A 17409-nucleotide genomic window follows, 5' to 3' on the forward strand; every position below is an offset into this window, starting at 1 on the left:
CTGATTTATTTGTTATCTATTTCAGTATCAAATTCTTCTTGACTTAGAAATTTAACTTCATTATCCTCCAGTATTTCTGTAAGTAAAGACTTGTACTTATCCTCAAACGCATCACTCCATTTAGAATAATACTTTATTTTTTCTAGAAGAGATTCTCTGGCTCCATAGGGTTCTTCTTTTGTTCCTTCTAATGCTTTAGACATCTTAGTAAAGTGTTCACTGAATTTTTCTGCATCTTGAGTTATTAACTTCAACGAATCTTTCTTTAACAAATCATGAGCAATCTGATTACGATATTTATTTACATCTTTAGCATATTCTATGATTTCCTTTTTTTTATCAAAATCAATAGAACTCTCAATTTCTTGAATGAAGCCATTGAGATGCAAATTATCAGTTGATTTATGTTTGATTCTTTCTGGATAAAGCATTAAATCAATTAAAAACCGAATAAGTTCCAATAAATCATATAACCACTCTTCTGCAATTTGATGATATATAATGACAGAAGATATAGCTCCCTCTATAAAAGAATTATCAATATTTTCTGCACTATTTAAAAGTTGATCAAGAATCCCTTGCTTCGTTTTGCTGCGACCGTTTTCCATATATTGGCGGTTAATAAGCTTTTGGTATAGAGAGTGAGAGTATTCAATCTCGTCATCTGATAAACCAGCGTGTTGGATCTTATCATGCAAATATTCTATATAATCTGTCATAATACCTTATAAAATAAGTTTTTAGGGTGAGTTAATCACTTAATTCTCCATTTTAATCAACAATCTCTAAATCAGCAACAATGCCAAAATGATCAGAAGGATAAAGATAACGATTATTTGCTGCTGGTTGATTGAGAGTTATTCGACAATCTTTCACTTGTAAATGTTGATTGATAAAAATATAATCTAAAGTTCCCTGCCAGCGTTTCCAAGTTTTATTAAAAATTAAAGTTCTCCAAAATAGCTTAAATCTTCTTCTCCAACTAATCTTATCTAAATGATCTAAAAGTGTAGGACAAGTATATTCTGGCTCATTTCCATGATATACTTCATAAGCTGACCTATATTTTTCTTTAATTAACTTAATTCCTGATGTATCGGGAGTACCATTAAAATCTCCCACTGATATAATTGGCATTGTCTCAGGAAATTCTGATAACCAATCTAACATCATTTGTATTTGCTTATTTCGTTTTTGGTGTGAACCTGGATGCCAAAAATAATGACCATTACAAATTACTATTGATTTATGATTATCTAACTTAATTTGTGCATATTGGGCTATTCTTCCCTGATGTTCTAAATTTAGTGCTGCTGTATTTTCAATCGGATAACGACTGAGAATAGCTAACCCAAATGGTAAATCACTTTCTGCAACTTCTTGGGGAATAACTTTGTAAATATGGGGAATATTTAATTGTTCAGCAATCCACGCGGCTGTATCTTCTGATAAACTCACTTCTTGTAATGCAATAACATCAGGATTTTCAGCTTTGAGTCCTGCTATTAATAATTCTCGGCGTTGTGGCCAATGGTCTAGTTTAAAAAGAATATTAATTGTGATAATTTTCATGATTTTATTGTTCAATTGGTAAATAGCTATTATCTAATAATTGTGTCATAGTGTAAGGACATTTTTCAGTAGAAATAGTTAAATCAGTTTTAATCTGCACAAAATCAACTGCACTTTGATAAACATTTTCTAAATCCTCCTGTAGCTTGTTTATTAAATTCGTCGTTAAATGATTATTTAAGTCATATCTAAAAGTTTTAATTTCTCCAATCCAATGACGATAGTTTTTATCATATTCTACCTGCCAATATTGAAGTAATAATAAATGAATAATAATTTGCCTTAAAAAACTTTTCCCTTTAGCTAAATCTCTTTTACCCCAACGGATTAATTCCTCAATTAAGTTTTCTACATCAAGTTGGTTAAACTGTTTTTGTTTTAATAATTCAATAGTTTCTTCCAACCATAAATTATCATCGGTATCATAGAGTTGTTTTAAGTTGGTAGTAATTGTCATATTTTAAAATTCCACCTACATTCCTTAATTTAATCATACACACTTACAAATTTATCAATGCAAATGGCTAAAATACTGGGCATTTCAGCCATTTTTGAGTTAAAAAAGAAACTATGAAAATCACCAAAAACATCACCAATTGGTTAGAAACCCACGCCTCATCTCCTACCTACGGGGGTTGGGTATTAATAGGCGTGGCAATTTGTTATTTAGGCGCTGCAATCAACACAATGGCGGGCTGGTTATATGTAATTAGCGGGGTCTGTCTTGCCCTTGTGGGTGTATCAGCTTTTTTAGCACCGCGATCGCTCAAAAATTTAATTGTTAACCGCTCTCCCATCCCACCAGTCACCGTCGGTGACGAACTCACCATTGAAATAGAAATTCATAACCCCACCCAAACACCTATTACCCTATTGCAAGTATCGGATATACTTCCCTTTGTCTTGGGAAAACCAGTCAAACAACCAATTGACACCATTGGTGCAAAAGACTCTCACCGTTGGATATATTACCACCCGACCCAACGCCGAGGCTTGTATCGTTGGGAAACAGTAGAATTGGGAACAGGTGCGCCATGGGGCTTATTTTGGTGTCGTCGGCAGCGAAAATCTCCAATTAGAGCCATTGTCTATCCCACCGTTTTACCCCTGACAAACTGCCCCCTCATAGATGAAATCGGTCAAGACGAAAGTCAAAAAAACGATCCTCGTGGTGTACCATTACAATTAGCCACGACAGGATTAGTGCGATCGCTCCGTCCTTACCGCATTGGAGATCCCACCCGTCTCATCCATTGGCGTACCAGCGCTCGTTACGGAGAATTACGAGTCCGGGAATTAGAACTAATTACAGCCGGACAAAAAATTATTATTGCCCTTGATAGTGCTGACAATTGGCAACAAGAACAATTTGAACAAGCCGTCATCGCTGCTGCATCCTTGTATTTCTACGCCCACCGCCAAAAATTACAAGTAGAACTTTGGACAGCAGCCACAGGTTTAGCCAAAGGTGATATTCCCGTTCTCGAAACCTTAGCAGCAACCAACCCCCTAGAAGAAACAAATACCCCACCAGATAACTGCCCATTAATTTGGCTCACCCAAAACCCCTTAACCCTATCCGAGTTACCTCTGGGCAGTCGTTGGATTTTGTGGGAGAATGTAACTTCACCCTCAGAACCAATCCTAGTCAGCCGAGATTATCCCGGCATAACCTGGGAAAATGGACAAGAAATGCAACTTCAGTTACAAAAACCATTAAGTTCATTCTAGAGAACAAAAATCAATTAATAACAAATAAAAAACTTCTACCTCCTGCCCCCTGCCTTCTGCCCCATGGTTACTGCCCCATGGCTCCCGCCTGTTGTACAATGCAAAGAAATATTTAAATTTATGAGCGTCCGAGCCAATGATTCCATCAGAAGTTAACACTAAATCCAGCGATAAAAGCCTAGAGGCAATGCGGCATTTTTCCGAGCAATACGCCAAGCGGACTGGAACGTACTTCTGTTCAGAACCTTCCGTTACCGCAGTTGTGATAGAAGGACTAGCCAAACATAAAGACGAACTCGGTGCGCCTTTGTGTCCCTGCCGCCACTATGAAGACAAAGAAGCGGAAGTCAGCGCTGCCTATTGGAACTGTCCTTGTGTACCCATGCGAGAACGCAAAGAATGTCACTGTATGCTGTTCCTCACCGCCGAGAGCGACTTTGTTGGTGACACACAAGAAATATCTCTCGAAACCATCAAAGAAGTGCGAGAAAGCATGGGATGAGTGAAAACCTGCCCCAAGAGTTTTGGCAAGGAGTAGAACAGTTCAACTCTGGGCAGTTCTACGCCTGTCATGACACCTTAGAAGCCCTGTGGATTGAAGCAACTGAACCAGAAAAAAGTTTATATCAGGGTATTCTGCAAATCGCTGTAGCACTCTATCATCTGGGTAATCGCAACTTACGAGGAGCAATGATTCTATTGGGAGAAGGTAGCAATCGTCTGCGACGTTACCCAGAAAGTGACTACGGCATCAATGTGGAAAAATTATTCACTCAGAGTGTGGAATTGTTGAAAGTACTCCAACAAACAGATCCCGAAAAAATACTTAGTAGTGATGGGGGTGAAAATATAGCCTTGCTTTTACCCACGATTTCTATAAATGAAAGATAACTTTGGGGTTTTTCCTGAATGCAACCTTCTGGGGAGAAAAACGTCAATAGTTTTCAGTAGCCAGCAAATATTTATCTACAAGTATTCTTGATAGTAGATTTTATTTTTGGATAAACTGCTGGAGATAATAAGAACATAACCTCAAGATTTCTATCCCCAATTACTATGATACCTCCCTATAAATTGCCAAATTCACAAATACGGCGCTTTGGTTTAGCCTTGATGCTACCAGTTGCACTGTTGGCAACAATTGCCTTCCCTAGCCAAGTGCAAACCGCTACCGCGCAATCAGCAGGAAATCGCCCACTCACCATTCGCTCTGATGTGCAAGAATATGATGCTAAAACCCAAGTAATTACCGCCCGTGGTAATGTGCAGATGTTGTATCCCGCTCGTCAGTTGCAAGCAACATCTGCCCAAGCACAATACTTTAGTAAAGAACGGCGAATTGATTTCAGTGGCAACGTTTATATTTTGCAACAAGGTAACAATAGTATTCGGGCTGAGAAAGTAACTTATTTGATTGACGAAGGCCGATTTATCGCCTTACCCCAGTCCAACCGTCAGGTAGAATCTGTCTACATGGTGGATGACACTAATGTGAACGGACAACCTGCTAAACCGGCTCCAAAAACACCAGCCCTCAAACGTTCTAATTAATAATATCTACCACCCAAACAAGACACTAATAGTGAAAATTTTTTTAGAGAATATTCACAAATCTTACGGCAAGCGCGTCATTGTCAATCGCGTTAGCCTTTCTGTTGCTCAAGGTGAAGTGGTTGGCTTACTCGGACCAAACGGAGCCGGTAAAACAACAACATTTTATATCGCCACAGGCTTAGAAAAACCGAATCAGGGAAGAGTTTGGTTAGATAATTGGGATATTACAGGAATGCCAATGCACAAACGAGCAAGATTAGGCATTGGCTATCTGGCACAAGAAGCCAGTGTTTTTCGCCAACTCTCAGTCCGGGATAATATTCTCCTGGTATTTGAGCAAACGAATGTGCCACGATGGGAGTGGTCGAAGCGGTTACACAATTTACTAAAAGAGTTTCGCTTGGAAAAAGTGGCAAATAGTAAAGGTATTCAACTTTCTGGGGGTGAACGACGACGAACTGAGTTAGCCAGGGCTTTAGCAGCAGGTAGAGAAGGTCCAAAATTTCTCTTTTTAGATGAACCATTTGCGGGAGTTGATCCCATTGCCGTTGCGGAAATTCAGGAGATTGTGGGACAATTGCGCGATCGCGGTATGGGAATTCTGATCACAGATCATAATGTCCGCGAAACCTTGGCTATCACTAATCGTGGTTATATTATGCGGGAAGGGCAAATACTTGCTTTTGGTACTGCCGATGAACTTTACAATAACCCACTCGTGCGACAATATTATTTAGGTGATAACTTTTTTAACTAAATCAACTTAGGAAATTTGAAACAGGAAATACGGCTAACATTTTCTGATCAAGAATTTAGCACTTATCAATGAATTCTCATCATCAAACATTTAATTTCTTAACTAAAAATTGTCATCAATCTGTTTTTATTAGCAAGTTAAATCACAATAATCAATATACTTGATAATCTCTATTTAATTTTTAAACTTACTTATGATATCTAAACAGCTTAAATCTTTTTACGGCCTTAGTTCACTGCTGCCTTTTTCCATCATGGATCGCTACTTGGCTGTACAGTTGCTTCCCCTATTTTTATTTGGTGTCGGGGCATTTACTTCTGTAGTTTTGGCGATTGATAGCTTATTTGAATTATTGCGAAAAGTCGTAGAATCTGGGCTACCAATTACTATTGCTATGAAAGTTTTTTTATTAAAGCTGCCCTATGTAATGGTTTATTCTTTTCCCATGTCTACCTTACTGGCTACTTTGATGACCTATAGTCGTCTTTCTAGTGAGAGTGAACTGATTGCCCTACGTGGGTGTGGGGTAAGTGTCTATCGTATGGTACTAACTGCTGTGTTATTGAGCAGTTTAATTACAGGGATGACATATGTTTTTAATGAGCAAATTGCACCAGCGGCAAACTATGAAGCAACTCGTACCCTAGAAGCAGCCTTAAAATCAGATCAGCCTTCATTTAAACGAGAAAATATTTACTATCCTGAATATCGGGATGTTAAACAACCAGATGGTACTAAAAATAAGGTACTTGCACGCCTATTTTATGCTGACCAATTTGATGGCAAGCAAATGATAGGTTTAACAATTATAGACCGTTCTCGAGAAGGACTGAATCAAATTTTAGTCTCAGAATCTGCCCAATGGAATGCCTCAAAACAAGTTTGGGATTTTTATAATGGTACTATTTATCTAGTCGCCCCAGACCGTTCTTATCGCAATATTTTGCGGTTTGAACATCAACAATTACAACTACCACGTACACCTTTAAATCTAGCAGAAAACAGCCGAGATTACGGCGAAATGAATATTTCTCAAGCCCTAGAACAACTACAAGTAGAACGCCTAGCAGGAGATCCTCAAAAAATTCGGAAATTAGAAGTACGGATTCAACAAAAAATTGCCTTTCCCTTTGTATGTATAATTTTTGGTTTAGTTGGTTCGGCAATGGGAAGCATACCGCAACGCACTGGCAGAGGAACTAGTTTTGGTATTAGTGTCATAGTTATTTTCAGTTATTATCTACTGTTATCAATTTCCGGTGCTTTAGCACAGGCAGGTATTCTCTCTCCCTTGATAGGTGCTTGGTTGCCTAATTCATTCGGTTTGGTAACAGGTTTATTCTTGTTGATGCGAGTTGCACAAAGATAAATCAATCTACTAGTAAGTAGCACAGGTTTGAATTAAAAATCAAAAAAGCAAATTAAACAAGCTTTTTAAATATTTTCTATCGTCAGTTATTTTCGCAATTGTCAAAGAATATTTATCACTAACATGGCAGTATAAACTTTGATGAGTTAGTATAAGGTTGCATGACTTTATACTCTAACCCAAGTTATTATATTATGCCAGATCGTAACTATCCTCCTGCTTACTTACGCTATTTCAAAGCCAGGTTATCGAATTTATTGCGCCCTAGTTTTTGGGGAACTGGAATTTTTTTATTGGTTATGGGAATAGTAATTCGGGAATATTGGATAAATCCAGACTTTTTTACTAAAGTGCAACCTAAAGAAATTGCTGCTGAAAAAACTGCTGATACTTCACTTTCACAAGAAGATCAAGCTATTGCCGCCGATATTGATAATGTGCCGACTTTGTTGAGTGATTTTGAACAAACAAATTTATCTGCAAATGTAACTACCTTCCCAAGTAATCTTCAGTTAAAGAATAGTGATTTTTTTGTAGAGGATTTAATTAATCAAAAAAATGCTTTTACTGATGAAGAAAAATTCAAATCTAATGTGGCGATAACTAATAATATTAGCTCACCACCTGCAAAAAATCTTGTTGTGAACCGACCAGAAAATTTATTGAAGTCGGACAATGGTGATTATAAAAATCAGTTTTTAGATATTAACAACTTCGCTATATCTCCAGAAAGAACAGAAATCACAGATGCCTCTAATTTGACTAGGGGATTAACTACTCAGACTACAAATAGTCAAAGTCAAAACACTGAGGTCATGAGTCCTTTAGCAGCAGCGATGAAAAAATATAGTAATACAAATAAACTCAGTTTTTCAGGTAGTAATGTAGGAGTAAAGCCAATTTCACCTACTAGTAGCTTACCTAATCAGGGTTTATCCTCAGGTTCAATTATGGGCTATAATCAACTAAAACCAACTAACTCACCACAAAATTCCTACGGTAATTTGAATACCATTGCCACACCGCCTAATGTAGGAACATCAATAACAGGAACATCTGCTATACCAAATTATCCTGTTCCAATTCCTAGTCCAGGTGTGAGCAACTCGACTTCTCCAGTAGGATATGGAATTAATAGTAATGTACAACAGCCTAATCAAATACCGCCAGCTAATTTAAATTATCCTGGACAGTTACAACAGTATCCTACTAGATAATCTTTATACCAATTTATTTTCAAGGGTCATCACTATTTCATGTCATTGTTTTCATGCTGTTTACATCTGATACTGAAAGAGATTTTTGACAATTTTTCCGACTTTGCAAACATTCTCTTAGCAAACTTGCAATTCAGGTTTCTGTACTTGCTGATTCTTGACCCCATAAAAAATTAACCCAGACTGTTTGTATCAATCTGGGTCAACTGAAAATATTGGCGTTGCTGAATAAGGGGATGATTGAGGCTGACGCGGGGACACTCCAGACGCGGTGATTATATATTGATGCAGATTCTCAAATCATCCCGCAATTGTGCAACGCCAAAATATTTAAACCTATTTCAGAAACGGAGAGGGAGGGATTCGAACCCTCGTATACATTTCTGCATAACAGACTTTCCAGGTCTGCGCCTTCAACCACTCGGCCACCTCTCCAGGTGTCATGAATTTCAATAATAAAACAAAAACCCAAAAAATGCAAATATTAAACAAGATATTTTTACAATAAACTTAAAATCCCCCATTCCCACCCCAAAATGAAGATGGTTCAGACCCACACAATCAGAGTATACAATCGCGCTAACGGCACATCATACACCCTACAAGTCCCAGAAGACCGCTATATTCTACACACAGCCGAACACAACGGCGTAGAATTACCCTTCTCTTGCCGCAACGGGGCTTGCACCACTTGCGCTGTCAGAGTCATCTCTGGAGACATTTACCAACCAGAAGCCATTGGACTATCCCCCGACTTACGTCGCAAAGGTTACGCTTTGCTATGTGTCAGTTATGCTCGTTCTGACTTGGAAGTAGAAACACAAGACGAAGATGAAGTGTACGAACTCCAGTTTGGGCGCTTTTTTGGCAAAGGCAAAATTAAAGCCGGTTTACCCTTAGATGAAGACTAAAGGCAAAAAATGAAAATTGTGGCAGGGTGCAGATACTTACAGAGTAGAATGGCAGCTTTCAAAGGGTGTTTGAGCATCTTGGCGCAAAAAATAGCAATATTATCTTGCTTGGTGCTGTTGGTAAGTTGTCAAGGCAAAAATCAACCTACCAACATTCCGGCTGAAGTGAAAGTAGCACGGGTTGTCAGTGGACAAACCTTGGAAGTACTAGGTATGTCAGAACAACCCAATTTAATTTCTCCTCTGCGGTTAATTGGTTTAGAAGCGCCAGATTTACGTCAGCGTCCTTGGGGAGAAGACGCTAAAGAACTTTTAGATAGTTTGATTGGTGGTGCAGATAAACCAGTCAAGCTGGAGTTGGACTTAGAAGCAAAAGATAAATTTGGGCGAACTTTAGCCTATGTGTGGAAAGATCAGCTGTTGTTAAATGAAGAAGTACTGAAACAAGGGTATGCTTTATTTGTAGCGCGATCGCCTAATCACAAATACGACGAGCGCTTAGAACGCGCCCAACAATGGGCTAGACTCATGGGAAAAGGAATTTGGAACCCAGACAAACCCATGCGTCTAACTCCTGCTGAATTTCGCCGTCTTTATCGTTAATTAATTACAAAAAGTGATCAATCACTAATGACTAACTTACCAAATTTCCTAGATATTGCTACTGAAGCTGCTTTAAATGCTGGTATAATTTTACAAGACTATTTAGGGAAAGTAGCAGATGCAACTACCGAAAAAGGACGACCAGGTGATTTAGTTACCGCAGCTGATAAAGCTTCCGAAAAGGTGATTTTAGAAATCTTGCACCGCCATTTTCCCCAACATTCTATCCTCGCAGAAGAATCTGGGAAACTCGGCAACCAAGAGAATGAATACCTGTGGGCAATTGATCCTCTAGATGGTACAACTAACTACGCCCATCAATATCCCTGTTTTGCAGTTTCCATTGGCTTGTTTATTAATGGCATATCGCAAGTAGGTGTGATTTATGACCCTTTCCATAACGAACTATTCCGGGCGGCTGCTGGCTTAGGTGCAACGCGCAACCGCCGTCCGATTAAGGTTTCTCAAACTAATGAATTGAGCAAAAGTTTGTTGACTACGGGATTTGCTTATGACCGTCGAGAAACTTCAGACAACAACTACGCAGAATTCTGTCATCTCACCCATCTTACCCAAGGCGTGAGACGTGGCGGTTCAGCATCTCTAGATTTAGCTTATGTTGCCTGTGGCCGTGTTGATGGTTATTGGGAAAGAGGAATTGCACCTTGGGATATTGCTGCTGGTATAATTTTATTGCAAGAAGCAGGGGGAAAAGTCACTGCCTACGATAACACTCCTTTCCAAATTGATTCCGGTAGAATACTGGCAACAAATTGTTGTATACATAATAATCTGAGTCAGGAATTAATGAAAGTTACCCCTCTTTCAGCTTGGTGAGCAAAGACAATGATAGCTAACTGATAGCTAAACATTATAGGTAGGGTAAACTAATAAAAATTGCTGTTTGGGTGCAACACGCAACACTTATATTCTTATGTCTCTAAAATTAGATTGCGGACTTTTCAAATATGATTTCATAGATCACCATGCAATTTTGTGTGTTCCAGTGGATGCAGATGCCAAAGAGGTTCGCAAACGCTATCTGAAAATCGCTCGGCGCTTGCACCCAGATAGTTCTACTGTAGTCGGTGAAACAGCAAAACAAGTAGCCAATGAGTTGTTATCTAAGTTAGTTAATCCAGCTTACGAAAAACTATCTGTAGAACGTAATCGAGCCGAATATACTTTAGTTTTATCGCAAATAGGCAAGCGTTTGGCACAATCATCAGAGTCAATAGAACTCACCACAGATGTAGCCAAGCAATTATTGAGTGCGCCTAATATAGACTTGTTGTACAAAAATCAACTCACTAAAATTTCCACAACTCAATTTGATGATTTGCAGCAAGCAAGCCAAATAATTGCTCAAATTAGTGAATTAAATTTAGTTTACCTGATGCGGACATCAGGGCATTCAATTATCAAGCCCCAATTACCTAGCTCCAATCCTCCGAGGACAAATATAGCACCACCACCACCGCCACCACCACCTAAAGAAGACTCGGCTGTAGAACAGTACCTTCGTCGCGCTCAAACTTTACTGCAAAAAAACCAATTTGCTCTAGCCAAAGTAGAATTGCAAGATGCCTTAAGGCTAGAGCCGAGAAATAGTCGTTGCCATAGCTTGATCGCAATGGCATATTTAGGGGAAAATCAGCTGAGAATGGCAAAAATTCACTTGGACAATGCACTGAAATTAAATCCTCAAGAGAAATTGGCTTTGGAATGGAAACCCAAAGTAGACAAAGCTTTAGGAATTAAACCCAATGCTACTCAGGTGAATTCGTCTCCAAATCATGGAGATAAGCAACCAGATAAGTCTGGAAGTGGCGGTTTGTTTGGTGGTTTGTTTGGTGGGAAAAAATAATGGTGTATCAACCAGCAGCGGGAGCTAGGGATTTACTCCCTTTAGATGTGGCTCAAAAACGCTGGATTGAAGATAGGTTACAACAAGTGTTTCATCGTTGGGGATATCACAGGATTATCACCTCAACTTTGGAACGCATGGATACTTTAATGGCGGGTGAAGCAATTCAGCGCCAAATGGTGATTGAACTGCAAAATGGGCAAAATGAAGCATTGGGCTTACGTCCAGAACTGACAGCTTCTATTGCCCGTACAGTCGTTACTCGTATGGCTGGTGCGACTTATCCCCAACGGCTGTATTACAATGCCAACGTATTTCGCCGCAACTGGGAAAAACGGCATAATCGTCAGCAAGAGTATTATCAAGCTGGGGTGGAATTGCTAGGATCTGGTGGGTTGCTGGCAAATGCTGAAGTGCTATTGTTGGTAGCTAATTGTTTAGCAGCTTTAGATTTACAGGGCTGGCATTTAATCTTAGGTGAAGCTGGTATTACTCGCTCCCTACTTAATGCTTTTCCTGCCAATTTACAAACTCAGGTGCGGAGTGCGATCGCTCATCTTGATCGCATTACCATAGATACTCTACCTCTAACTGACGAACTCCGCGAACGTGCCAGAATCATGCTGGATTTGCGTGGTAATAGTGCAGATGTTTTGGCCAAAGTCAGCAGCTTAAATCTCGACTCCGAGCAGCAAGAGGCGGTAAATAATCTCAAATCTCTAGTAGATTTACTAGAATCCGACCGCAAATTTCCCTTAATTCTTGACCTGAGTTTGATTCAAACTATTAATTACTACACAGGTATTGTGTTTGAAGTAGTCAGTGATACGGATGGTCAAGCCAAGGTTTTAGGGCGTGGGGGTCGTTATGATCAACTTTTGGGGCTATATCATCCCCAAGGGGACAACATTCCCGGTATCGGTTTTGAATTGAGTATTGATGATTTATACCAAACTCTTCTCTTGACTCAGCAATTACCTCAGGATATACCCGCAAGTAATTGGCTAGTAGTACCAGAAAGCAAAACGGCTGAAGCGGCAGCTTTTGCTTACGCCCAGAAGTTGCGAGATACTCCTGATTTAGTGCGAGTAGAAATCGATTTGGGGGGAAGAGATACAGAGGCTATCCGTCAATATGCAAGCGATCGCTCTATCGCCCAAATTGCCTGGATTAAACCCGATGGAACACCAACAATTGAAGCAGTAAGTTAACAGATAACTTGACAAATTGTGATGCTAAAAACTACTGATTCATTCAAGAGAGGGAATCGATAAAATGCCACATACAATTGTAACTGATGTTTGTGAAGGCGTTGCTGACTGTGTAGGAGCTTGTCCTGTAGCTTGCATTCATGAAGGCCCAGGTAAAAACGTCAAAGGCACTGATTGGTACTGGATTGACTTTGCTACCTGTATCGACTGTGGCATCTGTTTACAAGTTTGCCCTGTAGAAAATGCAATTCTGGCAGAAGAACGCCCTGAACTGCAAAAAACACCCTCTTAGGTGACAGGTGATAGGTGACAGGTGACAGGGAAAAATTAATTAATTCTTGCCTATTGCCTATTGCCTATTGCCTGTTCAGAGTTCCCTATTCCCAATTTATTGCTAATGACTAATGATTATTTATTAGAAGTGGAAAATGTCTACGCTGGATATATCAAAGATGTAGATATATTACAAGGTGTAAATTTTCGAGTATCACCTGGCGAATTAGTTACCGTTATTGGTCCTAATGGTGCAGGTAAATCCACTTTAGCAAAAACCATATTTGGACTTTTAACACCCCATACAGGCACAATTACCTTCAAAGGGGAAAATATTGCTGGGTTAAAGTCAAATCAAATCGTCCAAAGAGGGATGTGTTATGTCCCACAGATAGCCAATGTTTTTCCTTCCCTGACGATTGAAGAAAATCTGGAAATGGGAGCCTTTGTGCGGAATATTCCCCTCAAACCCCTAAAAGACAAAATATTTACCATGTTTCCTAGATTAAGCGATCGCCGTCGTCAACGAGCAGGAACTTTATCTGGTGGGGAAAGACAGATGTTAGCGATGGGTAAAGCTTTGATGTTAGAACCCAGTTTACTACTTTTAGATGAACCTTCGGCAGCTTTATCTCCCATTTTAGTAACGCAAGTATTTGAGCAAATTAAACAAATTAACCAATCGGGTACAGCCATCGTCTTAGTAGAACAAAATGCCCGTAAAGCCTTGGAAATGGCTGATCGTGGTTGTGTATTAGAATCAGGAAGAGATGCTATTTCTGGAACTGGTAGAGAATTGTTAACTGATCCCAAAGTGGGAGAATTGTATTTAGGTGCAGGAAAGGGGCATTAAATCAGTCTTTATAAGACAAACTTTACCACAGATTTAGACATCCTTAAGGTAGCTTCTCGAAATTAGCAATTCTAAAATAGATAGGACTTACGCAAGTGTCACACTAAAAATCTATTAGACATCTCCGGAAAAGAATGTAGAGACGTTCCATGGAAAGTCTCTACAAGGGTTCTAGAAAACGCACATTTAGTTTTCACCAGATGTCTATTGTAGGGTGCTTTACTACTGCATAAATCTAGTAAATAAACAGATTTTTGATATCTGACGCACCTTACCAATGTGCCAGTTACGTAAGTCCTGATAGAAACAAAACGAGTAGTACACAACCTCTAAAAACATATCCTCTTAATCTGCGTTTATCTGCGTTTATCTGCGTTTAACAATCAAAAATGAACCTCAAACTCCAGCCAGAACATTTACAAATTATCAACAATCACGCCGAAAGCACCTATCCTGAAGAATGCTGTGGGATAATGCTAGGCTATATGGCTGAAGATAGCAAAACCCTAATTACAGTCATACCCACAGAAAACGCCTGGAATCAAGAAGCGGTGAATTTTACAGTAGAAGCCCAGAGTACCAAGAGAAGATATGCGATCGCACCCGCTTTCATGTTACAAATGCAAAGGGAAGCCAGAAACCGTAACTTAAGTATAATTGGTATCTATCATTCCCATCCCGATCACCCCGCTATTCCTTCAGAATGGGATAGACTCTATGCTTGGCCAGAATACTCATATATAATAGTTTCCGTTGAAAATGGTAAAGCGGGCAAACTCCAAAGTTGGAGTCTGGACGAAAATCACCAATTTCAACTTGAGACAATCGAACATATAAACTTAACAATTTTAAGTTAACATTAATACTCCGCGCTTTCCCATTCAACTGCTATGCTAAATCCCAATCTGGATGAAATCCAGTTGACAAAAGACGACTACGAACGCTACTCCCGTCACTTAATTTTGCCAGAAGTGGGACTGGAGGGGCAAAAACGCCTAAAAGCTGCCAGTGTATTGTGTATCGGTACAGGTGGACTAGGATCACCATTGCTGTTATATTTAGCCGCAGCTGGTATTGGACGCATTGGTATTGTAGATTTTGATATCGTTGATACCTCCAATCTGCAACGTCAAGTTATTCACGGCACATCTTGGGTAGGTAAACCCAAAATCGAATCAGCGAAAAACCGTATTCACGAAATCAACCCCCATTGTCAAGTTGATTTATACGAAACTCGCTTAAGTTCCGAAAACGCCCTCGATATCATTCGTCCTTACGATATCGTAGTTGATGGTACTGATAACTTCCCCACCAGATATCTAGTTAACGACGCTTGCGTATTGTTAGACAAACCTAACGTCTACGGTTCCATTTTCCGTTTTGAAGGACAAGCAACCGTATTTAACTACGAAGGTGGTCCCAACTATCGTGACTTGTATCCAGAACCACCACCACCAGGAATGGTTCCCTCCTGTGCAGAAGGTGGTGTATTAGGGATTTTACCAGGAATGATTGGTATCATTCAAGCCACAGAAACAGTCAAAATTATTCTTGGTAATGGTAATACCCTCAGCGGACGCTTGCTGTTGTACAATGCCTTAGAAATGAAATTCCGAGAATTGAAACTGCGTCCTAATCCGATTCGTCCAGTCATTGAAAAGTTAATAGACTACGAAATATTCTGCGGTATACCGCAAGCGCAAGCAGAAGAAGCGAAACAGCAAATGGAAATTCAAGAAATGACGGTGACGGAGTTGAAGGCATTAATAGATAGTGGTGCGAAAGACTTTGTATTGGTCGATGTCCGTAACCCCCACGAGTATGAAATTGCCAAAATTCCTGGTTCAGTATTAATACCTTTACCCGATATTGAAACCGGTGATGGTGTTGCTAAGGTGAAGGAAATACTCAACGGACATCGCTTAATTGCTCATTGTAAAATGGGTGGACGTTCTGCAAAAGCCCTTGGTATCCTCAAGGAAGCCGGAATTGTGGGAACTAATGTCAAAGGTGGAATTAATGCTTGGAGTCAGGAAGTAGATTCTTCTGTTCCTCAGTATTAAATTATAGGTAATAGGGAATAGGGAATAGGGAACAGGGAACAGGGAACAGAGAATGGAGAATCGAGAATGGAGAATCGAGAATAAATTAATTCCAAATTAATTCCAAAAACTCCCGTTACCTGTTACCTTTCCTATCCGTAGGAAATCGAAAATCGGATGAATACCTCAAAATCTCAACCAAGTATTTTATGGGTACAAGTTTGGGTTTTAGCAGGGTTACAGGCAGCAATTACCCTCACTTGGTTGGTTTATAATACTTATCTACCCCAACTTTTGACTCAATTTGGTTTTCCGCCATCTTTAGCAGTTGGTATATTAGTTGTAGAAAATGCCTTGGCTGTGGTGATGGAACCACTGATGGGGGGACTTTCAGATCAAGCTAGACTAAAATTAGGAAGTCGCTTTCCTTTCATTTCGGTAGGTGTAATTCTCGCTTCAACTTTATTGATTGCTATCCCCTGTATTGTAACTTTCATCCCACCAACTGAGGTGATACGGGGAATTTTACCCTTAGCTTTGGTAGCTTGGGCTTTAGCAATGACTGTTTTTCGTTCTCCCGCAATGTGCTTATTAACAATATATGCTATGCCGGCTGAGTTGCCTTTAGCATTCAGTTTTGTGACTTTAGCGGGAGGAGTAGTTGGTGCTTTTCGGGGAATTGCAAATCAGTTTATTCTTAGTTTAGGTGCAATTTTTGCTTTTGCGATCGCTTCCTTTGTTCTTCTTGCTGCTGCATTTGCGTTACGCTTTGTCCAACCCCCAGCAATACCAACAGCACAACAAAACCTAGAAACACCCAAAATACCTTTCAAAAACTTAGGTTTAATCCTAGTTACCGGTTTTTCTGTCGGTTGGGGTTCCCGGTTACTCATTGATGCTTTAAGCAAAACCCTGAAAACTCAACTTAATACTAATGATATAACTACAATCATGGTTTGGTTTGGATTAGCTCTCGCTGTTGCTGCCTTACCCGCAGGTTTCTGTGCAGTCAAGCTGGGAAATCGTCGAGTTATGCTCGCAGGTGTCGGTATAACTGTTTGCTCAATTCTGGCAATGATATATCTGCGCGCACAGATTCCCATTATATTTTTTATAATAACTGGATTTAGTTTAATTGTCAATGGGGTAATTCCCTTTGCTTTGGAGTTAATGCCTCAGCGCTGGGCTGGGTTAGGAATTGGGATGTATTTTGGGGGATTTTCCTTGGCAATGAGTTTATTTGGTGTATTTTTTCCGCCAGGGATGACAGCTGTAGCCAGTGGATTTAGAGGTGCGGTGGCGTTTTTGGTGGCAGGTGGGTGTATTTTTTTAACGCAGAGCAAACAGGGGGAAATAATTCGTAATTCGTAATTCGTAATTCGTAATTCGTAATTCGTAATTCGTAAACAGGGAACGGGGAACGGGGAACGGGGAACAGGGAACAGGGAA

Annotated in this window: 20 protein-coding genes and 1 tRNA gene; 17 read left to right on the forward strand and 4 right to left on the reverse strand. The window is 39.7% G+C overall.

The genetic code is table 11. From position 1 onward, the window contains the following. Window positions 1-5 precede the first annotated feature (5 nt). The 3 genes from ANA7108_RS0117390 to ANA7108_RS0117400 are packed head-to-tail and all read right to left on the reverse strand — an operon-like array spanning window position 6 to window position 2029. Entirely contained in the window at window positions 6-719 is a 714-nt protein-coding gene (locus tag ANA7108_RS0117390; RefSeq protein ID WP_016952082.1) for a hypothetical protein, read from the reverse strand. A gap of 52 nt (window positions 720-771) precedes the next feature. Beyond that, window positions 772-1572, reverse strand: coding sequence for an endonuclease/exonuclease/phosphatase family protein (locus tag ANA7108_RS0117395; RefSeq protein ID WP_016952083.1), 801 nt, complete (start codon window positions 1570-1572; stop codon window positions 772-774). A 4-nt stretch (window positions 1573-1576) separates the two neighbouring features. Beyond that, entirely contained in the window at window positions 1577-2029 is a 453-nt protein-coding gene (locus ANA7108_RS0117400) for a DUF29 domain-containing protein (RefSeq protein WP_016952084.1), read from the reverse strand. A 113-nt stretch (window positions 2030-2142) separates the two neighbouring features. Between ANA7108_RS0117400 and ANA7108_RS0117405 the strand changes: the two genes are divergently transcribed. From ANA7108_RS0117405 to ANA7108_RS28250, 7 genes are all read left to right on the forward strand, one after another. Then, a complete protein-coding gene (locus ANA7108_RS0117405) occupies window positions 2143-3303 on the forward strand; it encodes a DUF58 domain-containing protein (protein ID WP_016952085.1) in 1161 nt (386 codons plus the stop codon). A 136-nt stretch (window positions 3304-3439) separates the two neighbouring features. After that, the gene (locus ANA7108_RS0117410) at window positions 3440-3805 is read left to right on the forward strand and encodes a ferredoxin thioredoxin reductase catalytic beta subunit (RefSeq protein ID WP_016952086.1); all 366 of its coding nucleotides are present in this window, start codon (window positions 3440-3442) and stop codon (window positions 3803-3805) included. Further along, complete coding sequence (locus tag ANA7108_RS0117415; protein ID WP_016952087.1) at window positions 3802-4194, forward strand: DUF309 domain-containing protein; 393 nt, start codon at window positions 3802-3804, stop codon at window positions 4192-4194. The genes ANA7108_RS0117410 and ANA7108_RS0117415 overlap by 4 nt, the downstream gene beginning before the upstream one ends. Window positions 4195-4359: 165 nt before the next feature. After that, window positions 4360-4854 carry an LptA/OstA family protein gene (locus ANA7108_RS0117420; RefSeq protein WP_016952088.1) on the forward strand — a complete coding sequence of 165 codons (495 nt, stop codon included), beginning with the start codon at window positions 4360-4362 and terminating at the stop codon, window positions 4852-4854. A 31-nt stretch (window positions 4855-4885) separates the two neighbouring features. Then, complete coding sequence (gene lptB, locus ANA7108_RS0117425) at window positions 4886-5614, forward strand: LPS export ABC transporter ATP-binding protein (protein ID WP_016952089.1); 729 nt, start codon at window positions 4886-4888, stop codon at window positions 5612-5614. Between the two features lie 193 nt (window positions 5615-5807). Further along, on the forward strand, window positions 5808-6983 hold the full coding sequence (locus ANA7108_RS0117430) for an LptF/LptG family permease (protein WP_026104263.1): 1176 nt from the start codon (window positions 5808-5810) through the stop codon (window positions 6981-6983). 194 nt (window positions 6984-7177) lie between these two features. Continuing rightward, the gene (locus tag ANA7108_RS28250; RefSeq protein WP_144052400.1) at window positions 7178-8200 is read left to right on the forward strand and encodes a hypothetical protein; all 1023 of its coding nucleotides are present in this window, start codon (window positions 7178-7180) and stop codon (window positions 8198-8200) included. A 348-nt stretch (window positions 8201-8548) separates the two neighbouring features. On the opposite strand, the gene ANA7108_RS0117440 is transcribed toward ANA7108_RS28250, so the two are convergent. Beyond that, window positions 8549-8635 (reverse strand) — tRNA-Ser (locus ANA7108_RS0117440). A gap of 107 nt (window positions 8636-8742) precedes the next feature. Here ANA7108_RS0117440 and ANA7108_RS0117445 point away from each other — a divergent pair. The 10 genes from ANA7108_RS0117445 (at window position 8743) to ANA7108_RS0117490 (ending at window position 17331) form a co-directional block, all read left to right on the forward strand. After that, on the forward strand, window positions 8743-9111 hold the full coding sequence (locus ANA7108_RS0117445; protein ID WP_016952092.1) for a 2Fe-2S iron-sulfur cluster-binding protein: 369 nt from the start codon (window positions 8743-8745) through the stop codon (window positions 9109-9111). Between the two features lie 48 nt (window positions 9112-9159). Further along, window positions 9160-9714, forward strand: a complete 555-nt coding sequence (locus ANA7108_RS0117450; protein ID WP_016952093.1) for a thermonuclease family protein — start codon at window positions 9160-9162, stop codon at window positions 9712-9714. Between the two features lie 27 nt (window positions 9715-9741). Beyond that, a complete protein-coding gene (locus ANA7108_RS0117455; protein ID WP_016952094.1) occupies window positions 9742-10551 on the forward strand; it encodes an inositol monophosphatase family protein in 810 nt (269 codons plus the stop codon). A 97-nt stretch (window positions 10552-10648) separates the two neighbouring features. Then, complete coding sequence (locus tag ANA7108_RS0117460; protein ID WP_016952095.1) at window positions 10649-11581, forward strand: J domain-containing protein; 933 nt, start codon at window positions 10649-10651, stop codon at window positions 11579-11581. Beyond that, complete coding sequence (locus tag ANA7108_RS0117465) at window positions 11581-12792, forward strand: ATP phosphoribosyltransferase regulatory subunit (protein WP_016952096.1); 1212 nt, start codon at window positions 11581-11583, stop codon at window positions 12790-12792. Before ANA7108_RS0117460 ends, ANA7108_RS0117465 begins: the two co-directional genes overlap by 1 nt. A 64-nt stretch (window positions 12793-12856) precedes the next feature. After that, entirely contained in the window at window positions 12857-13084 is a 228-nt protein-coding gene (locus ANA7108_RS0117470) for a ferredoxin family protein (RefSeq protein WP_016952097.1), read from the forward strand. Between the two features lie 105 nt (window positions 13085-13189). Then, a complete protein-coding gene (locus tag ANA7108_RS0117475) occupies window positions 13190-13918 on the forward strand; it encodes an ABC transporter ATP-binding protein (protein WP_016952098.1) in 729 nt (242 codons plus the stop codon). A 389-nt stretch (window positions 13919-14307) separates the two neighbouring features. Beyond that, the gene (locus ANA7108_RS0117480; RefSeq protein WP_016952099.1) at window positions 14308-14775 is read left to right on the forward strand and encodes a Mov34/MPN/PAD-1 family protein; all 468 of its coding nucleotides are present in this window, start codon (window positions 14308-14310) and stop codon (window positions 14773-14775) included. A gap of 33 nt (window positions 14776-14808) precedes the next feature. Next, window positions 14809-15981, forward strand: a complete 1173-nt coding sequence (moeB, locus tag ANA7108_RS0117485; protein ID WP_016952100.1) for a molybdopterin-synthase adenylyltransferase MoeB — start codon at window positions 14809-14811, stop codon at window positions 15979-15981. Window positions 15982-16137: 156 nt separating this feature from the next. Continuing rightward, window positions 16138-17331, forward strand: coding sequence for an MFS transporter (locus ANA7108_RS0117490; RefSeq protein ID WP_016952101.1), 1194 nt, complete (start codon window positions 16138-16140; stop codon window positions 17329-17331). Window positions 17332-17409 lie beyond the last annotated feature (78 nt).

Origin of the sequence: Anabaena sp. PCC 7108, assembly GCF_000332135.1 — a bacterium.
In the GTDB taxonomy this organism is placed as follows: Bacteria; Cyanobacteriota; Cyanobacteriia; order Cyanobacteriales; family Nostocaceae; genus Anabaena.